This window comes from Mesorhizobium sp. B2-3-15, assembly GCF_006442875.1.
Taxonomy (GTDB): domain Bacteria; phylum Pseudomonadota; class Alphaproteobacteria; order Rhizobiales; family Rhizobiaceae; genus Mesorhizobium; species Mesorhizobium australicum.
Genome location: NZ_VFVO01000013.1, coordinates 190592 through 213925, shown reverse-complemented (window position 1 = coordinate 213925; position 23334 = coordinate 190592). Strand labels below are relative to the sequence as shown.

16 protein-coding genes are annotated in these 23334 nt (G+C 61.5%); 9 read left to right on the top strand and 7 right to left on the bottom strand.

The genetic code is table 11. From position 1 onward, the window contains the following. Nucleotides 1-2880: 2880 nt before the first annotated feature. The 4 genes from FJ954_RS32155 to FJ954_RS25070 all read left to right on the top strand — a co-directional run bounded on the left by FJ954_RS32155 (nt 2881) and on the right by FJ954_RS25070 (nt 8781). Nucleotides 2881-3051 carry a hypothetical protein gene (locus tag FJ954_RS32155; protein WP_246681148.1) on the top strand — a complete coding sequence of 57 codons (171 nt, stop codon included), beginning with the start codon at nt 2881-2883 and terminating at the stop codon, nt 3049-3051. Nucleotides 3052-3280: 229 nt separating this feature from the next. After that, nucleotides 3281-5572 (top strand): peptidase domain-containing ABC transporter, encoded by a 2292-nt coding sequence (locus FJ954_RS25080; protein WP_140663985.1) that lies wholly within the window; start codon nt 3281-3283, stop codon nt 5570-5572. Nucleotides 5573-5655: 83 nt separating this feature from the next. Continuing rightward, nucleotides 5656-7017: an HlyD family type I secretion periplasmic adaptor subunit gene (locus tag FJ954_RS25075; protein ID WP_246677788.1), complete on the top strand. Its 1362-nt coding sequence runs from the start codon at nt 5656-5658 to the stop codon at nt 7015-7017. A gap of 159 nt (nt 7018-7176) precedes the next feature. After that, nucleotides 7177-8781, top strand: coding sequence for an SEL1-like repeat protein (locus tag FJ954_RS25070; RefSeq protein ID WP_246681147.1), 1605 nt, complete (start codon nt 7177-7179; stop codon nt 8779-8781). A gap of 213 nt (nt 8782-8994) precedes the next feature. Here the strand turns inward: FJ954_RS25070 and FJ954_RS25065 are convergent, their stop codons facing one another. Beyond that, entirely contained in the window at nt 8995-9315 is a 321-nt protein-coding gene (locus FJ954_RS25065) for a DUF982 domain-containing protein (protein WP_140663977.1), read from the bottom strand. Between the two features lie 891 nt (nt 9316-10206). Next, nucleotides 10207-11715, bottom strand: coding sequence for a phosphomannomutase/phosphoglucomutase (locus FJ954_RS25060; RefSeq protein WP_140663974.1), 1509 nt, complete (start codon nt 11713-11715; stop codon nt 10207-10209). A 383-nt stretch (nt 11716-12098) separates the two neighbouring features. On the opposite strand from FJ954_RS25060, the gene FJ954_RS25055 reads away from it, so the two are divergent. Beyond that, a complete protein-coding gene (locus FJ954_RS25055) occupies nt 12099-12332 on the top strand; it encodes a hypothetical protein (RefSeq protein ID WP_023774750.1) in 234 nt (77 codons plus the stop codon). Nucleotides 12333-12548: 216 nt separating this feature from the next. Here FJ954_RS25055 and FJ954_RS25050 read toward each other — a convergent pair whose 3' ends face one another. Continuing rightward, nucleotides 12549-14075, bottom strand: a complete 1527-nt coding sequence (locus tag FJ954_RS25050; protein WP_181177920.1) for a hypothetical protein — start codon at nt 14073-14075, stop codon at nt 12549-12551. A 492-nt stretch (nt 14076-14567) separates the two neighbouring features. Here FJ954_RS25050 and FJ954_RS25045 point away from each other — a divergent pair, with 492 nt between their 5' ends. The 3 genes from FJ954_RS25045 to FJ954_RS25035 all read left to right on the top strand — a co-directional run bounded on the left by FJ954_RS25045 (nt 14568) and on the right by FJ954_RS25035 (nt 18236). Beyond that, the gene (locus FJ954_RS25045; RefSeq protein ID WP_140620151.1) at nt 14568-14792 is read left to right on the top strand and encodes a hypothetical protein; all 225 of its coding nucleotides are present in this window, start codon (nt 14568-14570) and stop codon (nt 14790-14792) included. 777 nt (nt 14793-15569) lie between these two features. After that, nucleotides 15570-16244, top strand: coding sequence for a response regulator transcription factor (locus FJ954_RS25040; protein WP_246681146.1), 675 nt, complete (start codon nt 15570-15572; stop codon nt 16242-16244). Nucleotides 16245-16808: 564 nt separating this feature from the next. Next, on the top strand, nt 16809-18236 hold the full coding sequence (locus FJ954_RS25035; protein ID WP_140663969.1) for a glutamate-1-semialdehyde 2,1-aminomutase: 1428 nt from the start codon (nt 16809-16811) through the stop codon (nt 18234-18236). Nucleotides 18237-18403: 167 nt separating this feature from the next. On the opposite strand, the gene FJ954_RS25030 is transcribed toward FJ954_RS25035, so the two are convergent. From FJ954_RS25030 to FJ954_RS25020, 3 genes are read right to left on the bottom strand one after another with little or no spacing between them, the layout of a single operon-like run. Further along, complete coding sequence (locus tag FJ954_RS25030) at nt 18404-19057, bottom strand: PIG-L deacetylase family protein (RefSeq protein ID WP_140620157.1); 654 nt, start codon at nt 19055-19057, stop codon at nt 18404-18406. Next, on the bottom strand, nt 19054-19869 hold the full coding sequence (locus FJ954_RS25025; RefSeq protein ID WP_140663966.1) for a sugar phosphate nucleotidyltransferase: 816 nt from the start codon (nt 19867-19869) through the stop codon (nt 19054-19056). Before FJ954_RS25025 ends, FJ954_RS25030 begins: the two co-directional genes overlap by 4 nt. Next, nucleotides 19866-21161: a class I SAM-dependent methyltransferase gene (locus tag FJ954_RS25020; RefSeq protein ID WP_140663964.1), complete on the bottom strand. Its 1296-nt coding sequence runs from the start codon at nt 21159-21161 to the stop codon at nt 19866-19868. The genes FJ954_RS25025 and FJ954_RS25020 overlap by 4 nt, the downstream gene beginning before the upstream one ends. A gap of 315 nt (nt 21162-21476) precedes the next feature. Between FJ954_RS25020 and rfbC the strand changes: the two genes are divergently transcribed. Beyond that, nucleotides 21477-22025, top strand: a complete 549-nt coding sequence (gene rfbC, locus FJ954_RS25015; RefSeq protein WP_140620160.1) for a dTDP-4-dehydrorhamnose 3,5-epimerase — start codon at nt 21477-21479, stop codon at nt 22023-22025. On the opposite strand, the gene FJ954_RS25010 is transcribed toward rfbC, so the two are convergent. Beyond that, the gene (locus FJ954_RS25010; protein WP_140663962.1) at nt 22020-23333 is read right to left on the bottom strand and encodes a DUF4910 domain-containing protein; all 1314 of its coding nucleotides are present in this window, start codon (nt 23331-23333) and stop codon (nt 22020-22022) included. The genes rfbC and FJ954_RS25010 overlap by 6 nt on opposite strands. Nucleotide 23334 lies beyond the last annotated feature (1 nt).

Genomic DNA, 23334 nt, shown 5'->3' with positions numbered 1-23334 from the left:
TCTACTGGTGCCACGGGCGACACAGGCTCGACTGGTGCCACAGGTGCAACCGGTGATACGGGTGCCACGGGCTCGACCGGAGCAACGGGAGCCACGGGATCTACCGGATCAACCGGCGCTACAGGATCTACTGGTGCCACGGGCGACACAGGCTCGACTGGAGCCACAGGTGCGACCGGCGATACGGGTGCCACGGGCTCGACCGGAGCAACGGGAGCCACGGGTTCGACCGGCGACACAGGCGCCACGGGTTCGACAGGTGCCACCGGTGATGCTGGCGCTACAGGTTCGACTGGAGCAACCGGTGCCACAGGTGCAACTGGCGATACCGGTGCCACGGGTTCGACCGGAGCTACAGGTTCGACTGGCGATACCGGGGCAACAGGCTCGACGGGTGCTACGGGCTCGACCGGTGCGACAGGTCATACCGGTGCAACCGGAGCGACTGGCTCAACCGGTGCCACGGGTTCCACTGGCGCGACTGGCCATACCGGGGCAACAGGCTCGACGGGTGCTACGGGCTCGACCGGAGCGACTGGTCATAGCGGTGCAACCGGAGCGACTGGCTCAACCGGTGCCACGGGTTCCACTGGCGCGACTGGCCATACCGGAGCGACTGGTTCGACGGGTGCTACGGGTTCCACTGGTGCGACAGGTCATACCGGAGCGACCGGAGCGACTGGCTCAACCGGTGCCACGGGTTCCACTGGCGCGACTGGTCATACCGGTGCCACCGGAGCGACAGGTTCGACCGGTGCGACAGGTCACGGAGCAACTGGAGCGACAGGTTCGACCGGAGCGACTGGCTCGACAGGGGCAACAGGCGCCACGGGCTCAACGGGAGCGACTGGCTCGACGGGTGCTACGGGCTCGACCGGTGCGACAGGTCATACCGGCGCAACCGGAGCCACTGGTTCGACCGGTGCCGCGGGTTCCACTGGTGCGACAGGTCATACCGGTGCAACCGGAGCGACTGGGTCGACCGGTGCCTCTGGCTCGACCGGAGCAACAGGCTCCACCGGAGCGACCGGCGCAACAGGTTCGACCGGTGCAACAGGCTCGACTGGTGCAACAGGCTCGACCGGGGCGACTGGTGCCACCGGCTCGACGGGTGCAACCGGAGCGACTGGCTCGACCGGGTTGACTGGAGCAACCGGTGCTACTGGTGCGACCGGCGATACGGGTGCAACAGGCTCGACCGGAGCGACCGGTGCAACAGGTTCGACTGGTGCAACAGGCTCGACTGGTGCAACAGGCTCGACCGGGGCGACTGGTGCCACCGGCTCGACGGGTGCAACCGGAGCGACTGGCTCGACCGGGTTGACTGGAGCAACCGGTGCTACTGGTGCGACCGGCGATACGGGTGCAACAGGCTCGACCGGAGCGACCGGCGCAACAGGTTCGACCGGTGCAACAGGCTCGACCGGAGCAACAGGCTCGACCGGTGCGACTGGGTCTACCGGGGCAACGGGTTCGACGGGTGCCACAGGCTCGACCGGCGCGACTGGCTCTGCCGGAGCAACAGGCTCGACCGGGTCGACTGGAGCAACCGGTGCCACAGGGTCTACCGGTGCAACCGGCTCCACAGGTGCCACTGGCTCGACCGGTGCCACGGGGTCCACTGGTGCGACTGGCCATACCGGAGCGACTGGCTCGACGGGTGCTACGGGTTCCACTGGTGCGACTGGTTCTACCGGGGCAACGGGTTCGACGGGTGCCACAGGCTCGACCGGAGCAACAGGCTCGACCGGTGCGACTGGAGCAACCGGTGCCACAGGGTCTACCGGTGCAACCGGCTCCACAGGTGCGACTGGTTCTACCGGTGCGACTGGCTCGACTGGCTCGACTGGCCCGACGGGTGCTACGGGCTCGACCGGTGCGACAGGTCATACCGGTGCAACCGGAGCCACTGGCTCAACCGGTGCCACGGGTTCCACTGGCGCGACTGGCCATACCGGAGCGACTGGCTCGACGGGTGCTACGGGCTCGACCGGTGCGACAGGTCATACCGGTGCAACCGGAGCGACCGGCTCAACCGGTGCCACGGGTTCCACTGGCGCGACTGGTCATACCGGTGCCACCGGAGCAACTGGAGCGACAGGTTCGACCGGAGCGACTGGCTCGACAGGGGCAACAGGCGCCACGGGCTCAACGGGAGCGACTGGCTCGACGGGTGCTACGGGTTCGACCGGTGCGACAGGTCATACCGGTGCAACCGGAGCCACTGGCTCAACCGGTGCCACGGGTTCCACTGGCGCGACTGGCCATACCGGTGCAACCGGCGCGACAGGCTCGACCGGTGCAACAGGCTCGACCGGCGCGACTGGCTCGACCGGAGCGACCGGCGCAACAGGTGCGACCGGTGCAACCGGAGCGACTGGCTCGACCGGCGCAACTGGCTCGACCGGCGCAACTGGCTCGACCGGCGCGACAGGCTCGACTGGAGCGACTGGCTCTACGGGTGCAACAGGCGCGACAGGTGCCACCAGCTCGACCGGAGCAACAGGCTCGACCGGTGCCACCGGTTCGACTGGCTCGACCGGAGCGACCGGTCCGACCGGCTCGCCTGGTCCGACAGGGTCGACTGGCCCGACCGGTTCGGGTGGTGGTGAAACTGGTAGTCACGGCAACAACGGCCACGGCAACGGAGAACAGCCCGCGCCGGGTAATTCCGGAGATCATAATAATGCCGACAACAGCTCACATCAGGGTCAGGGCAACTCTGGCAACGGAAACGGCGGTTCCAAAGCCAACGTCACCGCCAGCACGCTGGGGCTCAAGGACTCGCCGCAATTCCTGCAGTCGAGCTCGACCGGCAACGGCAGTGACCCCGGCGGCCAAGCGTCGTTCCGCAACCTGATCGGGCTTGCAGCCACATCGGTGACGACAGACCTGCTCAAGACGATCAGCGGATCTGGTCAGAACCAAAACAAGCCGACGGGGGCGAGCACGGATCTTACCTCCGACCAGACCAAGCCTGGCGCCGGCTACGCCAGCAACGACCATACCGTCAAGGCGACCCTCAAGGATCTCTTGAAGCCACATGAGTGAGCAGGACTGTTGAACGGACGAACGGGAACTCGTCCAAGTTTGAAAAAAGGACGCGCGGGCTAACCTGGAAATCGGCACCCGCGCGTTCATCATCTCGAGAGAGGAAAAGCCATGAGAGTCGCGCTCCCGATCAGTTCGGAGTACAGTGCGGCATTGCCAGGAACCTCGGCAGAAACGCCTCGGCCTGGCCATTGTGGATCGTTGGCGCTGCGTACCGGATGAGAAGCCTGTGGTAAACGTTCCCGTAAATGCTGACAATCAGCCGCTCCGGATCCGCGCCGGCACCGAAGTCGAGGCTGCGGCGGACCAGGCCGACGGCCAGAATGCGCCCGGCGGTCCCGCCGAGCTCGACCAGCTCGGGGCGCGCCTCAAGGCCGTACTGCGGGCCGCCCGCTATCACGGCGTCGAACTCGATCCCTCGGAATTCAGGACGGCGAACCCGGTGCCGAGCGCCGCCGATCTCTCCGAGTGGGCGCAAAACGCCGGCATGTGGTCGCGCGCCATACGCATCCGCTGGGCCCACCTCTTGCGCTTCCAGGACACCGGACCGGTCGTCCTGTTGTTCAACGATGGCGGCGCGGGTCTCCTTACTGGCGCGAGTGCCGAGCGCAACGTCGTCTTCCTCAAAAGTGCCGACGCGCCAGACGACGGCGAGGTCACCGCCGTCGACGAGCTGCGGCTATCCCAGGTGTGGACCGGCGAGGCCGTGCTGCTGCGCCCCACACGGTCGCATGTGGCGGCGGACGCGCCTTTCACCCTGCACTGGCTGGCCGAACTGGTGCGGCTCGAAAGCCGCCCCCTGCGCGACATCGCCATTGCCTCGTTCACGCTCAGTGTCCTTACCATCTTGCCGCCGCTGATGGTCATGACGTTGGTCAACAAGGTGCTGCAGTTCAACAGCCTGTCCACTCTGGTGCTCCTGTCCGCGGTGATTGCCGTGGTTTTCGTCTACGAGACCCTGCTCGGCCATGCGCGGCGGCTGATCATCAACGTCGTCGGCGCCCGTCTCGACACCAAGCTGCATCTGCACGTCTTTAGCCGGCTCCTGCGCCTGCCGCTCGACTATTTCGAGCGCCATCCGGCCGGCGAGACGATGTATCACCTCGCCCAGGTCTATCGTATCCGCGAATTCCTGACCGGAAAGCTCCTCAGCACGTTCCTGGATCTGATCACGCTGTGCGTGCTGGTGCCGGTAATGTTCTATATCAACGCCACGCTGGCCTGGATCGTGGTGGCCTGCGCGGTCGTCATCATGCTGATCATCCTTGCCTATCTCAAGCCGCTGCGCCGCAGGTACCAACGGGTGGTCGAAGCCGAGACCTGGAAGTCGGCGGCGCTCGGCGAAACTGTCGTCGGCATCAAGACGGTGAAGGCGCTCGGCCTTGAGCCGCAACGCAAGGCGCTCTGGGATGAGCGGGTGGCTGAAGCGGGAAAGGCCCGTCTCGCCTTCGGCCAGCTCGCCAGCTGGCCGCAGACCCTGGTCACGCCGATCGAACGCGTGATGGTGCTCGGCACCATGCTGATCGGCGCCTATCTCGCCATGAACGACCGCTCCGGCTACATGGTCGGCAGCCTGTTCGCCTTCATGATGATCTCCCAGCGCGTGGCGCAGCCGCTGGTCGGCCTGGCGCGACTGGTTGAAGACTATGAGGAGGTCGGTGCGGCCATCGGCGAGGCAGCGTCGGTTCTCAACCGGCCCCTGGAGAGCAGCTCGAATTCCACCGGCCTGAGACCCAAGCTCGTCGGCGAGGTGGCGTTCAGCGACCTGACCTTCAGCTATATCGCTACAAAGACACCGGCGCTCGACCGGGTCAGCTTCCACATCCCTGCCGGCACCATGTTCGGCATTGTCGGGCGCAGTGGGTCGGGAAAGTCGACCATCGCGCGCCTCCTGCAGGGGATCAACCGTGACTACAGCGGCTTCCTCAAGCTTGATGGGGTCGACCTCAAGGAGATCAACCTGCGCCATCTTCGCCAAGGGCTTGGCGTGGTGCTCCAGGACAATTTTCTGTTCCGCGGCTCGATCCGCGACAACATCATCGCCGGGCGACCAGGGCTGACGCTTTCCGACGCCATGCGTGCCGCGCATCTCGCCGGCGCCCAGGAATTCATCGAGCGGATGCCCAATGGTTACGACACCTACATCGAGGAAGGTTCGCCCAATCTTTCAGGCGGTCAAAAGCAGCGGCTGGCGATCGCGCGCGCCCTCATCCACGATCCGACAATCCTCATCCTCGACGAAGCGACCAGCGCGCTCGACCCCGAGAGCGAGGCAGTGGTCAGCGCCAACCTCATGCGCATCGCCAGCGGGCGCACCATGATCATCGTTTCGCACCGGCTGTCCTCGCTGACAGAATGCGACAACATCCTGGTCATGGATCAGGGTAAGGTGCTCGACGTCGCGCCGCACGCGACGCTGCTCGAGCGATGCACGCTCTACCGCCAGCTGTGGTCGCAGCAAAACCGGCACCTCGATGGCCGCCAAGGCCGTCCGGTCGCCATACCGCCGCGGTTGGTTTGACGATGCCAAGACAATCTACGCTTCAGGTCCGGTAACCCATGAGTAGCACCTCGCTCATCGCCCTCCCCGCCCGGCGGCAGCGGATGGAAACGAGGGATCCGACAAGCCCGGCCATACTGGAGTTCCAGTGGCCGTCAAGCGCCGTCACCAATGCACCCATTCCGCGCACGGCGCGCGGCATCGTCTGGATCATTGCGAGCCTCGTCATGGCGCTGATCGCCCTGGCAGGACTAATACCGGTCGATCAGGTTGTGACGGCAAGGGGGCTGGTGGTGTCAAACGCGCCCAACATCCTGGTGCAGCCGCTGGAGACGGCGATCGTGCGTTCCATCGACGTTCGTGAAGGACAGCACGTTCAGGCCGGTCAAGTGCTTGCTCGCCTCGATGCGACCTTTGCTTCAGCCGACCTGGCGGCGCTTGCGATGCAGGTTTCGACACTTGAAGCCGAAGTGGCGCGCCTGAAGGCGGAAGCAGACGGCAAGGTCTTCAACTATGACGGTCTGGACCCAAGCTGGACCCTGCAGGCATCGATCTTTGAGCGCCGCAAGGCGGTCTACGACGCCAAGGTCGAAAATTTCGACCGCCAGCGCGACGAACTCGGTTCCGTGATCTCGCGTTCGCTGTCGGATGCCGACGGCTACCGCCAGCGGCTCACTGTGGCGGCGTCGATCGAACAGATGCGCAAGCAGCTCGAAGCACGGCAGGTGGGCAGCCGCCTCAACACCCTGCTGGCCGAAGACAATCGCGCCGAAATGTCCCGGTCGCTTGGCAATGCCGAGCAGACGGCCCAAGCCGCAAGGCTCCAGCAGCAGGCCGTGGCCGCCGAGCGCGACGGATACATTCAGGGATGGCGTGCCGATGTCTCACAAAGCCTCTCGGAGGCGAGTTCGCGGATATCCGACGCGCGCGAACTTCTCAACAAGGCAAAGCTGCGCAAGCAGTTGGTGGAATTGAAGAGTGAAGCCGACGCCACCGTCCAATCGGTGGCCAAGGTCTCGGTCGGTTCGGTCCTGCAGTCCGGCGAGCGCTTGATCACCCTCGTACCGGCTAACGCGCCGCTCGAGATCGAGACAAACATCGTCGGTCGCAGCAGCGGCTTCGTCCATGTCGGCGACCAGGTGGTTATCAAGTTCGACACTTTCCCCTATTCGCAATATGGGCTTGCGCATGGCACCGTGCGGACGCTCAGCCCGGATTCCTTTTCTGCCCAGGAGCAAGCCCGCGATCCGAACAGCTCGCTGGCCATGCTGCCTTCCGACGCCGAGCCGTTCTATCGCGTGCGCATTTCCATCGATCAGGTCGCTCTTCACGGCGTGCCTGCCGGTTTCACCGTCAGCCCCGGAATGCCGGTGACCGCCGACGTCAAGGTCGGTCGGCGTACTGTGCTCAAGTACATACTCGCAGTGATGCTCCCGGTCAGCCAGGAGGCGATGCGGGAGCCATAGAGGATCGGAGCAATCAGAGGTTCGGGTTCCATGACAATTCTGCATCGGCTGGCTGGACGCGTTTCCCCGGCGGCAGCGTTGCGCCGGTCTATCCAGCTTTTCGACGCCGGCAAACCAGCTGAAGCCTTTCCGCTGGTGGCGGTAGCGGCGCGTGCGGGAATGGTCGAGGCCGAATACCGGGTCGCGCGTTGCTATCTCGAGGGAGCGGGTGTGCCGCCCAGCCGTGTGGAAGGCGCGCGTTGGCTGCTGCGGGCAGCCAATCACGGCAACGCCGATGCGCAGGCGCTCCTTGCCGCTCTCTACGTGACCGGGCTGGTCCCGGCGGAAGCCGCCGCTAAAGGCGCCGGATCGGAAGAATTGTTCAAACGCGACCGCCCAGGCGAACCGGATTTCACGGCAGCGTTCGAACTGGCCACCAAGGCCGCCGAGGCGGGCTCGCCAACCGGACAGGCGATCCTTGGCTATATCCTCACCAGCGGCCCCAAGCCGATGCGCAACGCAGATGCGGCGCATCACTGGTACGAGAAGTCGGCTTCCGCCGGCTGTGCCGAAGGATGTCTTGGCCTTGCCCTGTCGCTCGCCCGGCGTGGCAATCGCGAACACCGGGTCAGGATTGCGGCCGAGGTACGACGCGCGGCCGACGCCGGCCTGCCGACCGCAACCTATCTTCTGGCGGTCCTCACCGAGCACGGGCTCGGCGTCTCACGCGACCTGGCGGCCGCCGCTCGACTCTATCAGGCCGCCGCAGAGAAGGGCCTTCCCTCCGCACAGTTCCGGCTGGGCTTGGCACTGATTGATGGGGGCCTCGTCGACCATGATCCCGCTGCCGGCGAGGCCTGGATGCGCAGCGCCGCCTTGGCCGGCAACAGCGAGGCCGCCTATCTCCTGGGCGATCACTACGTGAAAAACCAGCGGCCCGATTTTGCGGAAGCGGCAAACTGGTATCGGCGGGCGGCCGAAGCGGGTCACCAGGCCGCCGCCCGCGCCCTGGCCTCTCTCTACCTAACGGGGAACGGCGTGGCTGAGGACGTCGAAGAGGGAGCACGCTGGCTGCGCGCCTCTGCCAATGCCGGCAATCAGGACGCACAGATCGACCTCGCCAATCTCGTCCTCGGAGGAGCCGGCGAGCCGGACGACGGCGCAAGCGTTGCCGGTTGGTTCGAGGCCGCCGCATCATCGGGCGACCTGATTGCAGCATTCAATCTCGGGCTCTGCTTCGCCAACGGCGTTGGCGTGCGCCAGGACGAGGCACAAGCGGCGCAGTGGCTGAGGCGGGCCGCCGAAGGTGTCGCGGAGGCGCAATATATGTATGCCCGCCTCCTCCAGGATGGCCGCGGCGTGGCGACGGACCCAAGGCAGGCCCGCCTCTGGTTTGCCCGGGCGGGCAAAGCCGGCGTCCTCGACGCACAGGTCGCGCTTGCCGAGATGCTGCTCAACGGGCGCGGTGGCGCCCGCGAGCCAGAGGTCGCAACGCAGTTGTTCAAGCAGGCCGCTCTCGACGGCCACGCTGGGGCGATGTTTGCGCTAGGTGCGCTGTACGGTGCTGGCCAGGCCTTGCCGGTTGACCACAAGGCGGCGCAGAAATGGTTCGCCGCCGCTGCCGGGCGTGGTCATGGCCAAGCCCAGCTCATGCTTGGGCGTTACCTCGTCAATGGCCTGGCCGGGGAGTGCGACCCCGCGGCCGGCCGGGTCTGGCTCGAGCGCGCGGCTGCCTGCGGCGTCAGTGAAGCGGCCGACGAACTCGCCGAGCCCATATCTGGTTGAGCTTTGCCGATTTTGCCAACAAACCGTCAGGCTCGTCGCGGGACCGCCCGCCGAGGTGGCCTCGTGCGGACAAAGAACTTGCAGCCACGGGGGTGACCGCTGCGGTCATCGCCTAAAGCGCTTCGCGTCGAGACGGATTTCAGGCGACGCGCTTTGCGTAGGTCTTATGCGTATCGCCTTCTCAAAACCGAAGTCACTGTTGGGCAATATGCACTAGCCATCAACCACGACTTCTGACCGTCTGTCATAGGCTGTCATCCACTCTTCTGCAGCACCACCAGAGGACTCGATTTCCTGCGCGGCGAGAATTCCCCGAGATCGAGCAAATGCCTCAAAGGCAAGGCGAGCCGTTTCAGCATCTTCGTCGTCTGCAAGGGCCGACCGGAAAAGCGCAAGTGTGGCCGCATGTGTTGGGCTGCGGAACCCGACCCATTCGTCGAGAAGCTGATAGGCATCCATGACAGATGACACCTCATGCGCAAAGCCAAGTCCCACAATTACATGAACCGGGCGGGTGAAGCGCTTGGGCGTCATTGTTGAGCTCCGTTTCGACGACCGTAGTCAGAGTGCCACTAGCTCAGCACTGAGGTGACCGGGCCAAGGACCATCTGTGGCCTCAAGGATGCATCATAGTCTGGCAAATATTCAAGTAGGCCTTACGGACTAAGAGCCTCCGACGAATTCTGAAGTCGCGCGTACTTCCGGCAGCTGCCATGGACCGCGGTGCGCGCCGTTACCTTCCTTGCTCTGTACAGATGGCTACATACAGCTTGCATACTGCCCGCAAATCGTTCGCCTGAGGAAGGTGCATGGCAGACAATTGACAGTCGTGGAGTACAGCTAGCCATTTCGGTTCGCGATCACGTCAACAGAAGCACCTAATCTTGGCGTTTGCTGTCGGCCCGGCAAGGGCCGCCCGCCGGCGCGATGCTACTGCCCGTCTTTGACGTCGGCACGCACGAGCCGCCCTGTCCCAAACAGAAGCGCGAAACGGTACACTTTTGGCCGACCCGTTCTTACACCCCGCATTTCTGGCCGGCAAAGGGCGCGCGAAAGTGCCTCGGCTCGCCTTTCGTCAATCTCCAGCATCACATTCTCGCACGTGTCTGAAGCCCCACACCCAGGGCATCTCAGGACATTCGATGGTCGTGTCTCATCGCCGACAAGAGCAAGTTTGCACCTGTTGCAGCCGAGCCGCGGTGTGTTTGCAATCATGATGGTTATCCCAGCGCTCGCCAAAGGTTCACCCCTGACGCTGGATGGGAGATGCAATTGAGGGACCATTTGCGGGTGGCCCATTACGGCACAGCTTTGACGCTGCGAACCCCGGCAGAGCCTGCCCTGGAGCCTGAGGATGCAAGAGCCCGTCGTCCCACTTTGCAATAATCAGTTGCACCAAGCCGCCATTCTCGCCGCTTGGCCCGCTCAAAAAGTTTGGTTATAGGCGCCGACTTCCGGGCTGCGGCGCAACACGGCGTCGACGGCATCGAACATCCGGCGGCGACGCTCGGACGAGACCGGACTTTCGACGACCACGACCAGTTCCGGCTTGTTCGACGAGGCGCGCACCAGACCCCAGGTGCCGTCCTCGGCAACGACCCGCACCCCATTGACGGTGACAAGGTCGACGATCTTCTGGCCGGCGAAACTGGAGCCGTCCCGCTTCATCGCCTGAAAATCGGAGACCACCCGCTCGACCACGCCATACTTCGCATCGTCCGCGCAGTGCGGCGACATTGTGGGCGTGCCGAAGGTCAGCGGCAGGGCCCTGTAGAGATCGGCCATCGAACTGGCGGGGTTGCGGTCCAGCATCTGACAGATGGCGATTGCCGTGACCAGTCCGTCGTCATAGCCGCGCCCGATTGGGCGGTTGAAGAAGAAATGGCCCGATTTTTCGAAGCCGGCGATCGCGCCGAGTTCGGCAACCCGGCGCTTGATGTAGGAATGGCCGGTCTTCCAATAGTCGGTAACGGCGCCATTGGCGCGCAGCACCGCGTCGGTGTTGAACAGTCCGGTCGACTTGACGTCGACGACGAAGGTCGAACCCGGATATTGGCTGGAAATGTCCCGTGCCAGCATGACGCCGACCTTGTCCGCGAAGATCTCGTTGCCTTCATTGTCGACGACACCGCAGCGGTCGCCGTCGCCATCGAAGCCCAGACCGACATCGGCCCCTGTCTTAAGCACCTTGTCTCGGATGGCATGCAGCATCTGCATGTCTTCCGGATTGGGGTTGTAGTTTGGAAACGTATGATCAAGCTCGACATCGAGCGGGATCACTTCGCAGCCGATCCGTTCCAGCGCTTCCGGTGCAAAGGCGCCAGCAGTGCCATTGCCGCAGGCGGCAACCACTTTGAGCTTACGTGTGATGCGCTTGTCTCGGGTCAGATCGTCGAGATAGGTGGCGCGAAAATTGTCGACGAAATCATAGGAACCGCCGCCGGTAAGGTCGAAATCGGCGGCCAGCACGATCGCCTTCAGCGCGCTCATCTCCTCGGGGCCGAAGGTCAGCGGCCGCGCCGCTCCCATCTTGACGCCGGTCCAGCCATTTTCGTTGTGCGAGGCGGTGACCATGGCCACCGACTGCGTCTCCAGCTCGAACTGCGCGAAATAGGCCATCGGCGACAGCGCCAGACCGATATCCTTCACCCGTGCACCGGCTGCCATCAGCCCGGAAACCAACGCCAGCTTGATGCCGAGCGAATAGGATCTGAAATCATGCCCGGTGACGATGTCAGGCCCGGCGCCGAGCCGCCGGATCAGCGTGCCGAGCCCCATGCCAAGCGCCTGGACGCCGATCAGGTTGAGTTCGGGCGCGACCTGGCCAAACCACCAGCGCGCGTCATATTCCCTGAAGCCGCATGCCTTGATCAGCGCAGAGGTTTCAAACGCGAAGGTGTTGGGCCGGGCTTCGGCAATGAAATTCAGAGGCACGAAAGGAAACTCCGCACGATGAAAACGACACGAACGCGCTTGTCGAGGCGGTAGCTTACCGGAACCATTCCTCGGGCCTATCTATCAGTTTGGTTGAGCCTAGGCTCGACGCCTGCTGCGCCCTTAGCGGGCCGACACTGATTTTGAAATGGCGATGGCTGTCGCCTTCCGATAGTGCAGCAGGCGAAGCCTCGGGAAACGGTTTTGTCGGCCAATCGATCGTTATTAATATTTTGTGATCAACCGGATTTGAGTTCTCCACAACCGTCTCCGGTTGACCATCTGCGGTTGCTAGAATCTTGTGGGGGAATGCCCTAAGCAGCCGTGAGCAAGATGCAAAACCCCGCTTTGAGGAGCGGTTTGTTGTTAAGCGCGGATGCAAAATGCCACTGTTTTTTTTCGATGTTCGGGACGGCAAATCCCATTTTCCCGACACGGAGGGCACCCATTACGTCGGTGCGCGCGAGGCCCGGGTAGACGCAGTCAGAATGCTGGTCGCCATGGCACAGGACGAAGTTCAGGGCGAGTTGCAAAGCAAGCTTTCGGTAGTCGTATCCGACGAAAGCCGTAGGCCCGTGATGGAAGCAAATATTGATTGCAATATAAAAGTCTTCTGAAAATTCGCAAAACCGGCATCAGCTTCGCACGGATGAGCTGCCCCGCAACGATATAGCCGTCGGATGCGCAGGTGAGGTCAGGCAGGCTTGTGGCGCCAGCGTGTTGCACTTGTTCGGCACAGCCCGCAGGCTGCGACCAGCTTTTGGCGGCAACCCTCCTCTCCTCGCCAGGCGACCGGCGCCCCAGCCAAGGGCGTTCGAGCCCAAGGTCGCCGGTTAGTCAACATCCCCGTCCATTTTGAACATGACCGGGCCCTGGCACATTGCCAGCAACCTTTGCCGTCGCAAACCCAACTCGGCGGAACCGGAGTACACGGCGTTGGCCGCGCCGTCGCTGGACGCCGGGCTAGATCGCTCGAATGCGGCAATGCCGCGCCGAGCACTGACTCTCGTGGCGCAAACGACTGCAAGTGCAATGAAAAAGAGGATGCCTGGATCAGCGCTGCCGCCCGACACCGAAATGGCAATTATGCTTGCAAGGGCAGCATTCCTGACGCTGGCCACGACGGCGTCTGTTTCTGGATCCACCCACTGCCGAACCCCTCCCAGCCCCCTAGCCAGGACACACAGCAGGCCCCCCATCATCAGCGACCCGAACAGGCCCAACTGGGAAAGGACAGCGATGGGCCAACTCGATGCTCTTGAGCTGCCGAACCCCACACCCAGTCCGCTGGTATCGAGAAATGACTGCAGGCTCTTTACATTCCAATAGGTGCGTTCATGGCCTGAGCCGGAATCCGCTTTGTTGATGATGGTGCTGTTGATCAGCCTGACGAACGGGTCAAACGCCTCGGCCTTGTAAAGACTTATGCCCAATATGGCAGTCCCGCCCAACACCATGAGTGCCATTATGAGGATCTCTTCGCCCTCGACTTTTCCCCTCAGGACCGAGGCCAGCATCGACAAAGCAACGGGGACGCATAGCAGTATCAGCCCGACATAGGCGGTCGATGAAGTCGACAGGATGGACAGGAAGAGCAGGATGGCAGACAGCCATTTGGCCAGCGGTGATTTCGTCCTTCTCCAGTAGCTGTAGCAGAATGCCAGGCAGGCGAGGGAAACGCTGGCGAATGAAGAGGCCTCCGAAAAAGGTCCGGTGATCCGCACGAATCCGGCCTCCGTCGCGTTCGATATGATCGCGTAGTTGGCGGTTCTGATCGGGCCCAGCAGGTCTCCCGCGCCCACCGTCTTGCTGATGAAATCGAAGACTCCCATCCCCGTGTGGAGGCCGCACCACAAGAAGAAGCCGCGCCGGACCTGGTCGATCCGGTCGGAGTGCAGCAGCAGGGCGCAAAGCGCTATAGCGGCGAGTCCACCAAGGACGAAATAGCCGGTCTGAGAGATGTTGCCGGAAACCGGCGCCAAAGAATCTTCTATGACTATGCCGCGGGTCTTGGACTGCACGAATACGGCGGTCTGTCCTGCAAAGAATCTCGGAAACAACCATGATCCGATGACTGCGTACAACATGAGGCTTGTCAGGATCCAGACCGTCCGGATGCTTCCGAACACGAGTCCAAGATCAAGCCATATGCGGCGTCTTGCAGCGACGGTCGTGACAAGCAAGGCCGCGAACATGGTATAGATCAATGGAGATGACCCGCCCAGAAAGGTCAGTGTCATGACGGCCGTCGCGCCGAAAGCCTGGGAAGCGATCAAGCCGATGATCAGCATTCCCCTTAAATAGTAGGACGTGACCAAAATAGCCGCGCATATTAGCAGTCCCGGCAGAGACACCTGCATGCCGACGAGTTCCCGCTTGGTTTGGCCCTGTGACGCGGATACAGCGAGCTGTCCGATCGCTAATCTTTCAACAGCTGGATGTCCTGAGCAAGTGAGTCAAAGGGGGTAGCCTTCCACCGGCGATGGTAGAGCGCGCCAATGCTCGTCCCGACGTCACTTCCGTGGCCTTGATAGTCAAGGTGGTGGCGTGCGCTCAAAAGCGCTGGGCGTTGAGTGATCGAATGTCCCCATCAACGTCGCGCCAAAACATGCACCTGAGCACAATTCGAGAACAAACAGGTCTGCGACGGAGGCGCGAAGCGGGTCGTACCCTCCCGCGAATGGCTAAGCCCTGGTTCCGGCGGGCCCCCTAAAGAACGCCTCGACCCGGGAAGCCGACGACCTTACTACAGTCGCACGCAGTTTTTTGCTTTCAGCCAGGAAACTCTCTGTCAATGCAGGCGCGTAGTAGGCCAGGCAGCGGAGAATTCCACTACAGGGAGGAGAGGCGATATGACCAGCCATGGAGTATATCGCGCGTTAGGGCTCAAGCAGGTTAGGAAACTCAAGGAGGTTTACGAGTGTGCACGGGCCGTGAAGGCCACCTACCCTGAGAGCCATATCGCCAGCAAAGCCGCCAAAAGGTTGATCGACGCCTTCGAAGCCGATGTCCAGAATGCCGGACCTGTTCTGGACGCATCTTGGCTGACCGAGAATGATCCCCAGGGGACCGCCTGAGCCCGAGCTATACATGGCGTGGCTCTGTCGGGGTAAGTAGGCCACCGTGTGCTGCTTCGGACCCTCATGTCCGCTAGGGATGCTGGCGGATTTGCCTTCCCCTTCCCGACCAAACGAGCTGGCATTTGCCACAGCGTCCAAGGAGCGCCATGGAGCTGCCCTACGCCGTCCTTTGGTTGAGCGTTGCGCGAAGCAGGCGCTTAGATGACAGTGTCGGCGCCTAAGCAATCAACCGATGCTTTGGTGATACATTGGCTTTTGACTGCCGGAGGGGCAAGCAGTCCTTGGCTACGCCTATGGGATGAGGACCGCCGAGGCCAGCTGTCTTCGGATGGGTTCACCTTCGCAGCGTTGCGATGTCGTGCGGTATTCAGACGCTCCACAACACATCCACGACTGGCCAGCTCGCTGTTTTACCTAACACCGTAGCGTCCGCGGCGGGGCTAGCCGTTAGTGTTTTTCGCAGATTCAAAAATTTAACCAAATGTTAATCTAAGTTAGCGCTGGCTCATAAATAGCCCATAAGCTTAGGTTGTTCTGGTTGGGATTGGGAACAGGGAACAGCAGTGAGTGCAAAGCTGGGCAAATTCCAGCTGAAGCTCCCAAAATGGTGGGCGCTATTTTTAAATTTCTGGAGGAACTGAAGAGTGAGGGGCTAATTGGCCGCCGCAGGGCGGATCGCGTGGAAAAAGGGTGGGTAAGTGTATGGGCTCCACAGTAGGACTGCATAAATATACTTCGGCAGATCAGGCAGACATCCCGTCAAGCGGAGCGGGAATGGTGCAGCGAGCAGGCAGGGAATGTCTGCTCATCCTGGACGGCAGGGCGCTCGACCGCGAATGTCTCGCATCGGCGCTGGAAGACCACGATCTCGGCATGGCCGTCGAGGCCATGGGATCGATTGCCGAATGGCGCGCCAAAGAGGGGATGACCCTTGCAGCCATTCTCTTCAACCTAGGTGGCCGGAAAGTCACCGACCAGGGTATCGCGGACCAGATCAGGCGAATTTCGAGCGAATTCAAGTCAGTGCCCGTAGTGATTTTGGCGGACACCGAAGACCTCGCACAGATACTGACGGCTCTCGAATGTGGCGCGCGTGGCTACATTCCAACCTCTGTAGGGATCGATGTCTGTGTCGAGGCAATCAATCTTGCGGCAGCGGGAGGCATCTTCGTTCCGGCAAGTAGCGTACTGTCTATGCGTCACCTGATAGATTCAAGCAGCCGTGATGCGCCTTTGACCGGCATGTTCACGCTCAGGCAGGCTGAGGTCGCGCAGGCGCTCCGACGCGGCAAGGCCAACAAGATCATCGCCTTTGAACTGAACCTGCGCGAAAGCACGGTGAAGGTGCACATCCGCAACATCATGAAGAAGCTCAAGGCGACCAACCGCACGGAAGTCGCATACAAGGTCAATGATCTCTTCGCGGAAGGAACTGCGGCTGAACGGTGATCGCAATCACACGCCGCCTCCCTCAATGTACGATCGCGGTCTTGTTTTAGCGAACGCACCAAGCGCGTCGCCGTCAACGAAAAGCCCGCCACGGTAGCGACCCGGGCGGGCTTCATTCTGAGCGGCTACATCCCGGGGGGAATCGACCGCTCCTAGCTGTTTACCATAAGATTCTTTTTCGTGAATGGCGTGATCACGCAGGGGACTGCTATTTGGCAGGATCGCCTGGAATTTCCGGGTTGTCCGCGGGTCAGGGGTCGTAGTTCGCGGCAGCCGCGGCGCAAATGCTCATCAGCATTTCGGACATGCCGGCTGTTCGCCCAGGGTCCCAGTGTTGAGCCTGGTTCAAGCAACCTACGCTGGATTAGCTGCTCCCGGCCGCAGGCAACGCTGCGCGAATTCATTCGCTTGCGCCTTGATGCTGCTTGTCAGTTGCGCGTTTGCCGCACAAGACCGCACAATCGGGCCAACCATCCACCATAAGTGCTAAACCGGTGACCTTATGGAGAACGCGAAAATCCAGGCTCAGGCATCTAGACTTTCTGTCGAACTGGAGCAGTCCGCATGCCTGAGCAAAGCCTCTGTTTTCGCAAATCGGGACGCCTTCAAGAACGTGGCCGCGAGCTGATCCCGGGCGGCAGCCACACCTACGCGAAAGGCGAGGATCAGTATCCCGTTCTCGCGCCGGGCTTTATCGAACGTGGTCTGGGGTGCCACGTCTGGGATGTCGATGGAAACCAATACATCGAATACGGCATGGGCAACCGTTCCGTCGGGCTGGGGCATGCGTACCCAACGGTGCTCAGGGCGGTGGAGGCGGCGCTTGTAGGCGGAGCCAACTTCACGCGCCCCGCAAGGATCGAAGTTGACTGCGCCGAAACCTTCCTTGAACTCGTCGGCGCGCAGATGGTAAAATTCTGCAAGGACGGATCGGACGCGACGTCAGGCGCCGTCCGCCTTGCCCGCGCCTACACGGGTCGCGATCTCGTCGCGTGCTGCGCCGACCACCCTTTCTTTTCGACAGACGATTGGTTCATCGGCACCACACCGATGAATGCGGGAATTCCAGAAGCGGTTCAAAACCTGACCCTCACTTTCCGGTACAACGACATCGCTAGTGTTAAGGATTTGTTCGACAGGCACCCGGGTAAGGTAGCCGCTCTGATCCTGGAACCTTCCCGTGGCGACGATCCGGCCGACGGCTTCCTGCATAATGTCCAGCGTCTTTGCCGGGAAAATGGCGCGCTGTTCATTCTCGACGAAATGATCACCGGGTTCAGGTGGCATGCAGCGGGAGCACAAAGGCTCTATGGCATCGAACCGGACTTGTCGACATTCGGCAAGGCTCTTGGCAATGGTTTTTCGGTCTCCGCCCTGGCAGGCAAACGCGAATATATGCGGCTGGGTGGGCTCGAGCATACGGATCGCCCCCGTGTCTTTCTGCTGTCGACCACGCATGGTGCGGAAACCCACGCGCTTGCCGCGGCCATCGCGACCATGCGGGTTTATCAGGACCAGTCCGTCATCGAACACCTGCACCGTCAGGGAACGAAATTGAAGGAAGGCATCACGGAGGTTTGCAGACGCCATGGACTGGATCGGCACTTCAAAGTTGTCGGCCGTCCCAGTTGTCTCGCCTACGCCACGCTTGACCAGGACGGCAAGCCCTCACAGACATACCGTTCCCTGTTCCTGCAGGAGACGATCAAGCGTGGTGTCCTCATGCCATCTCTCGTCGTCAGCTACACGCACGACGACGCGTCGGTCATGAAAACCATAGACGCCGTCGATGGTGCTCTGGGCGTGTACGCGAAGGCCCTGGATTCGGGAGCAAGCCAATTTTTGGTCGGCCGCCCCTCGCAGATCGTGTTTCGTCGCTTCAACAACGGCGATGCACAGGCCCAGATATCGGCCGTCTCACAGAACCCTCGGCCAGCGAGCAGTGAGACCAAACGACAATCAGAAACCCGCGGGCTCGTACCCACTTCATGAGCCGGTAACCCCGATCTGGCAGCGTGGTGCGCCAAAAGTGTCGTGCGAAGATCGCCAACCACGTCGAGGATGGCTCGTGAAGGCAAAGCCCGACCCGAAGTCTTCCCCAGGAACCATGCGCCCCCTCGGCTCAGACAAGCCCTCAAGCAAATCGGGACGGAAATCCGCTAAAGAAGTCTGGCTTTTCTGAGTGTAAACGCCTCGGCGAAATGTTCCGGGGCCCTGCACTCCATCCCGCGCAATCGCGCCAGCCCCGCGAATGTGTCGCGGTCGAACCAGTCCTTGGAGCGCTGCGTGCCGAAGTGCTGTTGCAGGAGCTCGATCTTGCGTTCCAGCACTGCGGCAGAGAGCGGCACGTAGGCATTTGGCTGGCAAAGATCGCCATCCCATTTGGGAATCTCGTATTCGACCACAAGATGATCGCGAAAGACATTCCAGGTCAGTTGATTGACCTCCCGATGGTCTTGATGGGCATCGAACCTCGCATGGGTCAGCACCAGGTCGGGATGGACGCGAGATCTTAGATCTATCAACCGCTGCTTTATCGCCCGGCTATGGGCCGGGAAATAGCTGTCTTCGAAATCCGCGATGTCGATTACGGACGACTTCGATCCTTTCAGGAACGCTTCGGCCGAAGCGCGGGCCTCGACCGACCGCTGGCCGCCGGCGCTCAGCACACACCAGTGGACGTCCAGTTTCACCCCCGACGCGATCAAACCAAGGATAGTGCCGCCGGCGCCGATCTCGATGTCATCGGAATGGGCGCCAAGGCAGAGGATCGAGAGTTCCTCCCCGCCACGTGCGAGGCCAAGCCCTCTCATGAAGCGGCCATCACCAGACCGCGCCTGGTTTTCTCGGCGGTAACTTTTCTATTCCAGGGCATGTCGCCCCGTTCGACCATGTCTTCGAGCGATTGCCAATCGCGTAGCGTATCCATCGATCGCCAGAAGCCATTATGTTTGTACGCCATGAGCATGTTGTCGTCGATCAGTCGTCTGAAAGGTTCCAGAACGAGCTCCTCGCCATCGCGCATATAGTCGAAGATTTGCGGGCGGAACAGGAAGTAGCCGCCGTTGATCCAGATCTCCGAGGTATCGGTTGTGCGGAACTCACGCACGCGACCATCTTCCGCGATATCGGCCAAATGGTATGTCAGTGGTGCGCGCACTGCGAGAAAACAACCGATCTTGCCGCTGGCTTCGAATTTCGCCACCACGTCGTCGAGATCGACGTTGGTCAGACCATCGGAGTAGTTGGCCAGGAACATCTTCTCGTTCTTGACCTGGTCCCTTGCCGCCCAGAGGCGTTCGCCGATATTGCGCCAGACCCCGGTATCAAGCAGGGTAATGCTCCAGTCCTTGACCTGGTCTCCGAGCAGTTTCACGTCTTGACCTCCTTGCGTGACCACGCAATCGGAAAAGGTCTGCGGCCGTGTGTTGAGGAAGAAATCCTTGATGACATTGGCTTTGTAGCCCAGGCACAAGACGAATTCGTCATGTCCATAATCGCTGTACCACTGCATCACATGGCGCAGGATCGGCTGATGGCCAAGCGGGATCATCGGCTTGGGTATACTGTCGGAATAGTCGCGGATCCGGGTTCCGCGACCGCCGCAGAAGAGGACAACTTTCATCTGCCTAACTCCGATGGATCGATCACCGCCACAAAAGGAATTGGGACCACAAACCTTGCACCCCAGGAGGCGACATGGCGCATCTGTTCGATGATCTCGTCCTTCAGGTTCCACGGCAGGATGAGGATGTAATCTGGCCGGACTTCGTGGATGGCCTCGACGGATTTGATCGGGATATGCATCCCCGGTGTGAAGCGACCATGCTTGTAAGGATTACGGTCGACCGTGAAGTCAAGGAAGTCGGTGCCGATAGCGCAGTAGTTGAGCAACGTGTTGCCCTTGCCTGGAGCGCCGTAGCCACAAATCTTCTTCCCTTCGTTTTTGGCCGAGATAAGGAACGCCAACAGGTCGCGCTTGGCGCGCTGCGCCTTGTGACCGAAGGAGGCATAGGTAATCATCTCCGTTAGCCCCTGCCGCTTTTCTCGGGCGAGAAGTTTGCCCACCCTGTCATCCACGCCCCAGCGACTGCCATCATGGGCGAGATAGACGCGCAGCGAGCCGCCATGGGTGGGCAACTCCTCGACGTCGATCAGCCGCAATCCGTGGCGCGCCGCCATAATTTCGATCGTCAGCAGCGAGAAATATGAAAAGTGCTCATGATAAATGGTATCGAACTGGTTCTCCGCCATCAGCCGCTCGATATGCGGAAATTCGAGCGTGACCACGCCCTCAGGCTTGAGCAGGATTCTTATCCCGGCGACAAAGTCATTGAGGTCCGGGACCTGTGCCAGGACGTTGTTGCCAATGATCAGGTCGGCGCGACGTCCTTCCCCGACCAGTTGATTTGCCAGCCGGACCCCGAAGAAGTCGACCCGGGTGGACACGCCTTTCTCGATCGCGGCGCGCGCAACATTGGCTGCCGGTTCGACGCCCAAAACCGGAACGCCCAGTGGCAGGAAGTGCTGCAGCAGGTAGCCATCGTTGCTTGCGAGCTCGACCGCAAGACTGTCACGGCCAAGCCCAAGCCGTCTGGTGATGGCCTCGCAATACACTTTCGAATGAGCCACCCAGCTGGACGAGAACGAGGAGAAGTAGGCATATTCGCTGAAAATGGTCTCGGGGCTCAGATACTCCTTGAGCTGCACCAGGTAGCAAGTGTCGCAGACAAGCACGTTGAGCGGATAGTAAGCTTCCATTTGGTCAAGCTGCTCGGCCTGCAGGAAGCTTTCGCAAGGCGGGGACATGCCTAGATCCACCAAGGTGTGGCGCAGGCGCGACCCGCAGAGCCTGCAACCGACATCGCGGCTTGCCGCACCGTGACCGCGAACGGTTTCGATAGCCTGAATATTCATTCCCCGCTCCTGTCTGCTACCTAACCCGCGGGTCCGCTCCGCAGAACCCATGCCTGCCGCGCCTGAGTAGGCACATGACGGCAGGTTAGGATCCGGCCCTCTCCGCTTCGATTTGCCAATCCGTCGGGCGCGTTAATCCTTATAGCGAGCCGGCGGCGGTGATCCCGACGCCAGGCTCGCCGAACGGGTAGTCAGCTTTCATCCGCACATACCGCTATCGGAGAGGCCAGCTAAGGCTTAGGTAGCCCTTACAGCGTGGGCTGGCGACGCTGACAATTGATGCGGCAGTCTCGCTCGGCGCCGGGGAGTCAAGGCATGCAGTTCACCGAAACGGAGCTTCAAGGGGTCTGGGTGATCGAGCCTACTCCCATGCTTGACGACCGTGGTTCTTTCACCCGCCTTTTCTGTGAGAAGGAGATGGCCGATTGTGGTCTGGCGACGCGCTTTGTCCAGCACAGCCGGGCTCATTCGATCAAAAAGGGAACTCTCAGGGGGCTGCACTACCAGGAGGAGCCTTACGCAGAGGTCAAGCTGGTCTCCTGTGTCCGCGGCGCGATTTTTGACGTCGTCGTGGACCTGCGTCCGAATTCGCAGACACGCTACAAGTGGCTTGGTTTCGAGCTGACTTCCGAAAACATGAAGCAGCTCTATATCCCTGCCGGCTTCGCCCACGGCCTCCAGACCCTAACCGACGGCACCGAGGTCTCGTATCTCATATCACAGTTCTATACGCCCAACGCGTCGACCGGCGTCCTCTACAATGACCCCACCTTTTCCATCGCATGGCCCTTGATGCCGACGGCCATGTCGGAAAGGGACAAAAGTTGGCCCCTTGTCAGACGGCGAACCGTAACGGCCTCATAAGGCTACCAGGAGCTCATGTTCCAACAGCAGTTTCGCAGCGGCGGCCAGTTCCTTGAAGGGCAGGTTCGAGCGCTCCGCCATGGCCAGGAGCGAATGCTGCCCATCGGCGAGGTTCAGCACCCAAAGCAGGGACATCGACGTCGCCCCCGACGACTTCTGCCCTCCCACGGCTGCATAAAGGCCGCGCTTGCCGAGCTGCGGCTCGCCCTTGGGCAAGCGGTTCAACGGCGTCCAGTCCTCTTCGACAATGTCGATCAACTCCATCAAGATGCGGAAGGAATCCTCGAGATGCTCTGGGCTGATGAAGTCAAGATTGTCGGCCGATGTGTGGTATTCGGGAAATGTGCCGTGGACGCTTCGCTGGAACATGCCGACCGGAAGATTGAAGCCCGGCGAACAATACTGCCTCTCGTCATAACCATATGGGGAGAAATCCATCAGCTTTGCCCCGGCGCGATGCCCCAGCACGTGGGACATGGCTCGGTCGATGAAGGCGTCGCCGCGGCGGCTGCGCTTGTATGCCGGGCCTCCTGAATCGCCAACGCATGACAGCACCAGACCGTGGTCGATGAGACATGTTCGGTCCTCATTGCGCGACAGCCACGCGAGCGCGCCGATCGTGCCGGGAGCGAATAGGAAGCGGTAACTGTACCGTGTCTTCCTTGCCTTGAGACCTCTCGCCAGCATCGCCAGCAGCGCCAAGCCCGAACAGTTGTCGTTGGCAAGTGAGGGATGGCAAATGTGCGCCGAGAGGAGGAACTCCCGCTCGGTCTGACCGCGGTGCAGGTATTCGCCGTATGTGAGACTGCCGTCCTCGAGCTCGGCGTCGATCTCCACATGGTAGAAACCGTCGGGGAGGTCAGCCACACGGACGTGGGCTGCGCAGAAGCCCCAGGTCGGGGCGTAATAGCTGGTCCGGTAGGGGATCAGTTGCGGCTGATCGGGCAGCGTATGAATGTGCGGCCTCAGTTCGGCGAGCGTCAGGATCCCCTTGAACGGCAAGCTGTAGTTGACGACGTGCAGGTTGGAGTCCGCAAAATCGAGGACCGTATGTCCGTCCGGGCCTGTGATGGTTGCCGAGCGTATGTTCCATTCCTTTGGAACGGTCCAGTCGAACAGCTGCGTCCCGGTGGGCACTTCGTGCCGTTCCAACTCGATATGCTGTGACAAGACATCCAGCGTTGCTCGCACGCCGTTTCCCGTGATGCTCCGGCAGATGGGAAACAGACGTTCGGCCAGGCCATAAATCTCGTGACCGATTCCGGTTGCCGGCGGCGGCCCGATCCCGGCGGGGTTCAGGTGTTCCATC

Bases quoted from the DNA above. Each gene is read 5' to 3' on its own strand.
- FJ954_RS25055 (WP_023774750.1), top strand. From the start codon at position 12,099: ATGCCACTGTTTTTTTTCGATGTTCGGGACGGCAAATCCCATTTTCCC.
- rfbC (WP_140620160.1), top strand. From the start codon at position 21,477: ATGCAGTTCACCGAAACGGAGCTTCAAGGGGTCTGGGTGATCGAGCCT.
- FJ954_RS25020 (WP_140663964.1), bottom strand. From the start codon at position 21,161: ATGAATATTCAGGCTATCGAAACCGTTCGCGGTCACGGTGCGGCAAGC.
- FJ954_RS25075 (WP_246677788.1), top strand. From the start codon at position 5,656: ATGGAAACGAGGGATCCGACAAGCCCGGCCATACTGGAGTTCCAGTGG.
- FJ954_RS25010 (WP_140663962.1), bottom strand. From the start codon at position 23,333: ATGGAACACCTGAACCCCGCCGGGATCGGGCCGCCGCCGGCAACCGGA.
- FJ954_RS25070 (WP_246681147.1), top strand. From the start codon at position 7,177: ATGGTCGAGGCCGAATACCGGGTCGCGCGTTGCTATCTCGAGGGAGCG.
- FJ954_RS25045 (WP_140620151.1), top strand. From the start codon at position 14,568: ATGACCAGCCATGGAGTATATCGCGCGTTAGGGCTCAAGCAGGTTAGG.
- FJ954_RS25040 (WP_246681146.1), top strand. From the start codon at position 15,570: ATGGTGCAGCGAGCAGGCAGGGAATGTCTGCTCATCCTGGACGGCAGG.
- FJ954_RS25035 (WP_140663969.1), top strand. From the start codon at position 16,809: ATGCCTGAGCAAAGCCTCTGTTTTCGCAAATCGGGACGCCTTCAAGAA.
- FJ954_RS25025 (WP_140663966.1), bottom strand. From the start codon at position 19,869: ATGAAAGTTGTCCTCTTCTGCGGCGGTCGCGGAACCCGGATCCGCGAC.
- FJ954_RS25065 (WP_140663977.1), bottom strand. From the start codon at position 9,315: ATGACGCCCAAGCGCTTCACCCGCCCGGTTCATGTAATTGTGGGACTT.
- FJ954_RS25050 (WP_181177920.1), bottom strand. From the start codon at position 14,075: ATGCAGGTGTCTCTGCCGGGACTGCTAATATGCGCGGCTATTTTGGTC.
- FJ954_RS25030 (WP_140620157.1), bottom strand. From the start codon at position 19,057: ATGAGAGGGCTTGGCCTCGCACGTGGCGGGGAGGAACTCTCGATCCTC.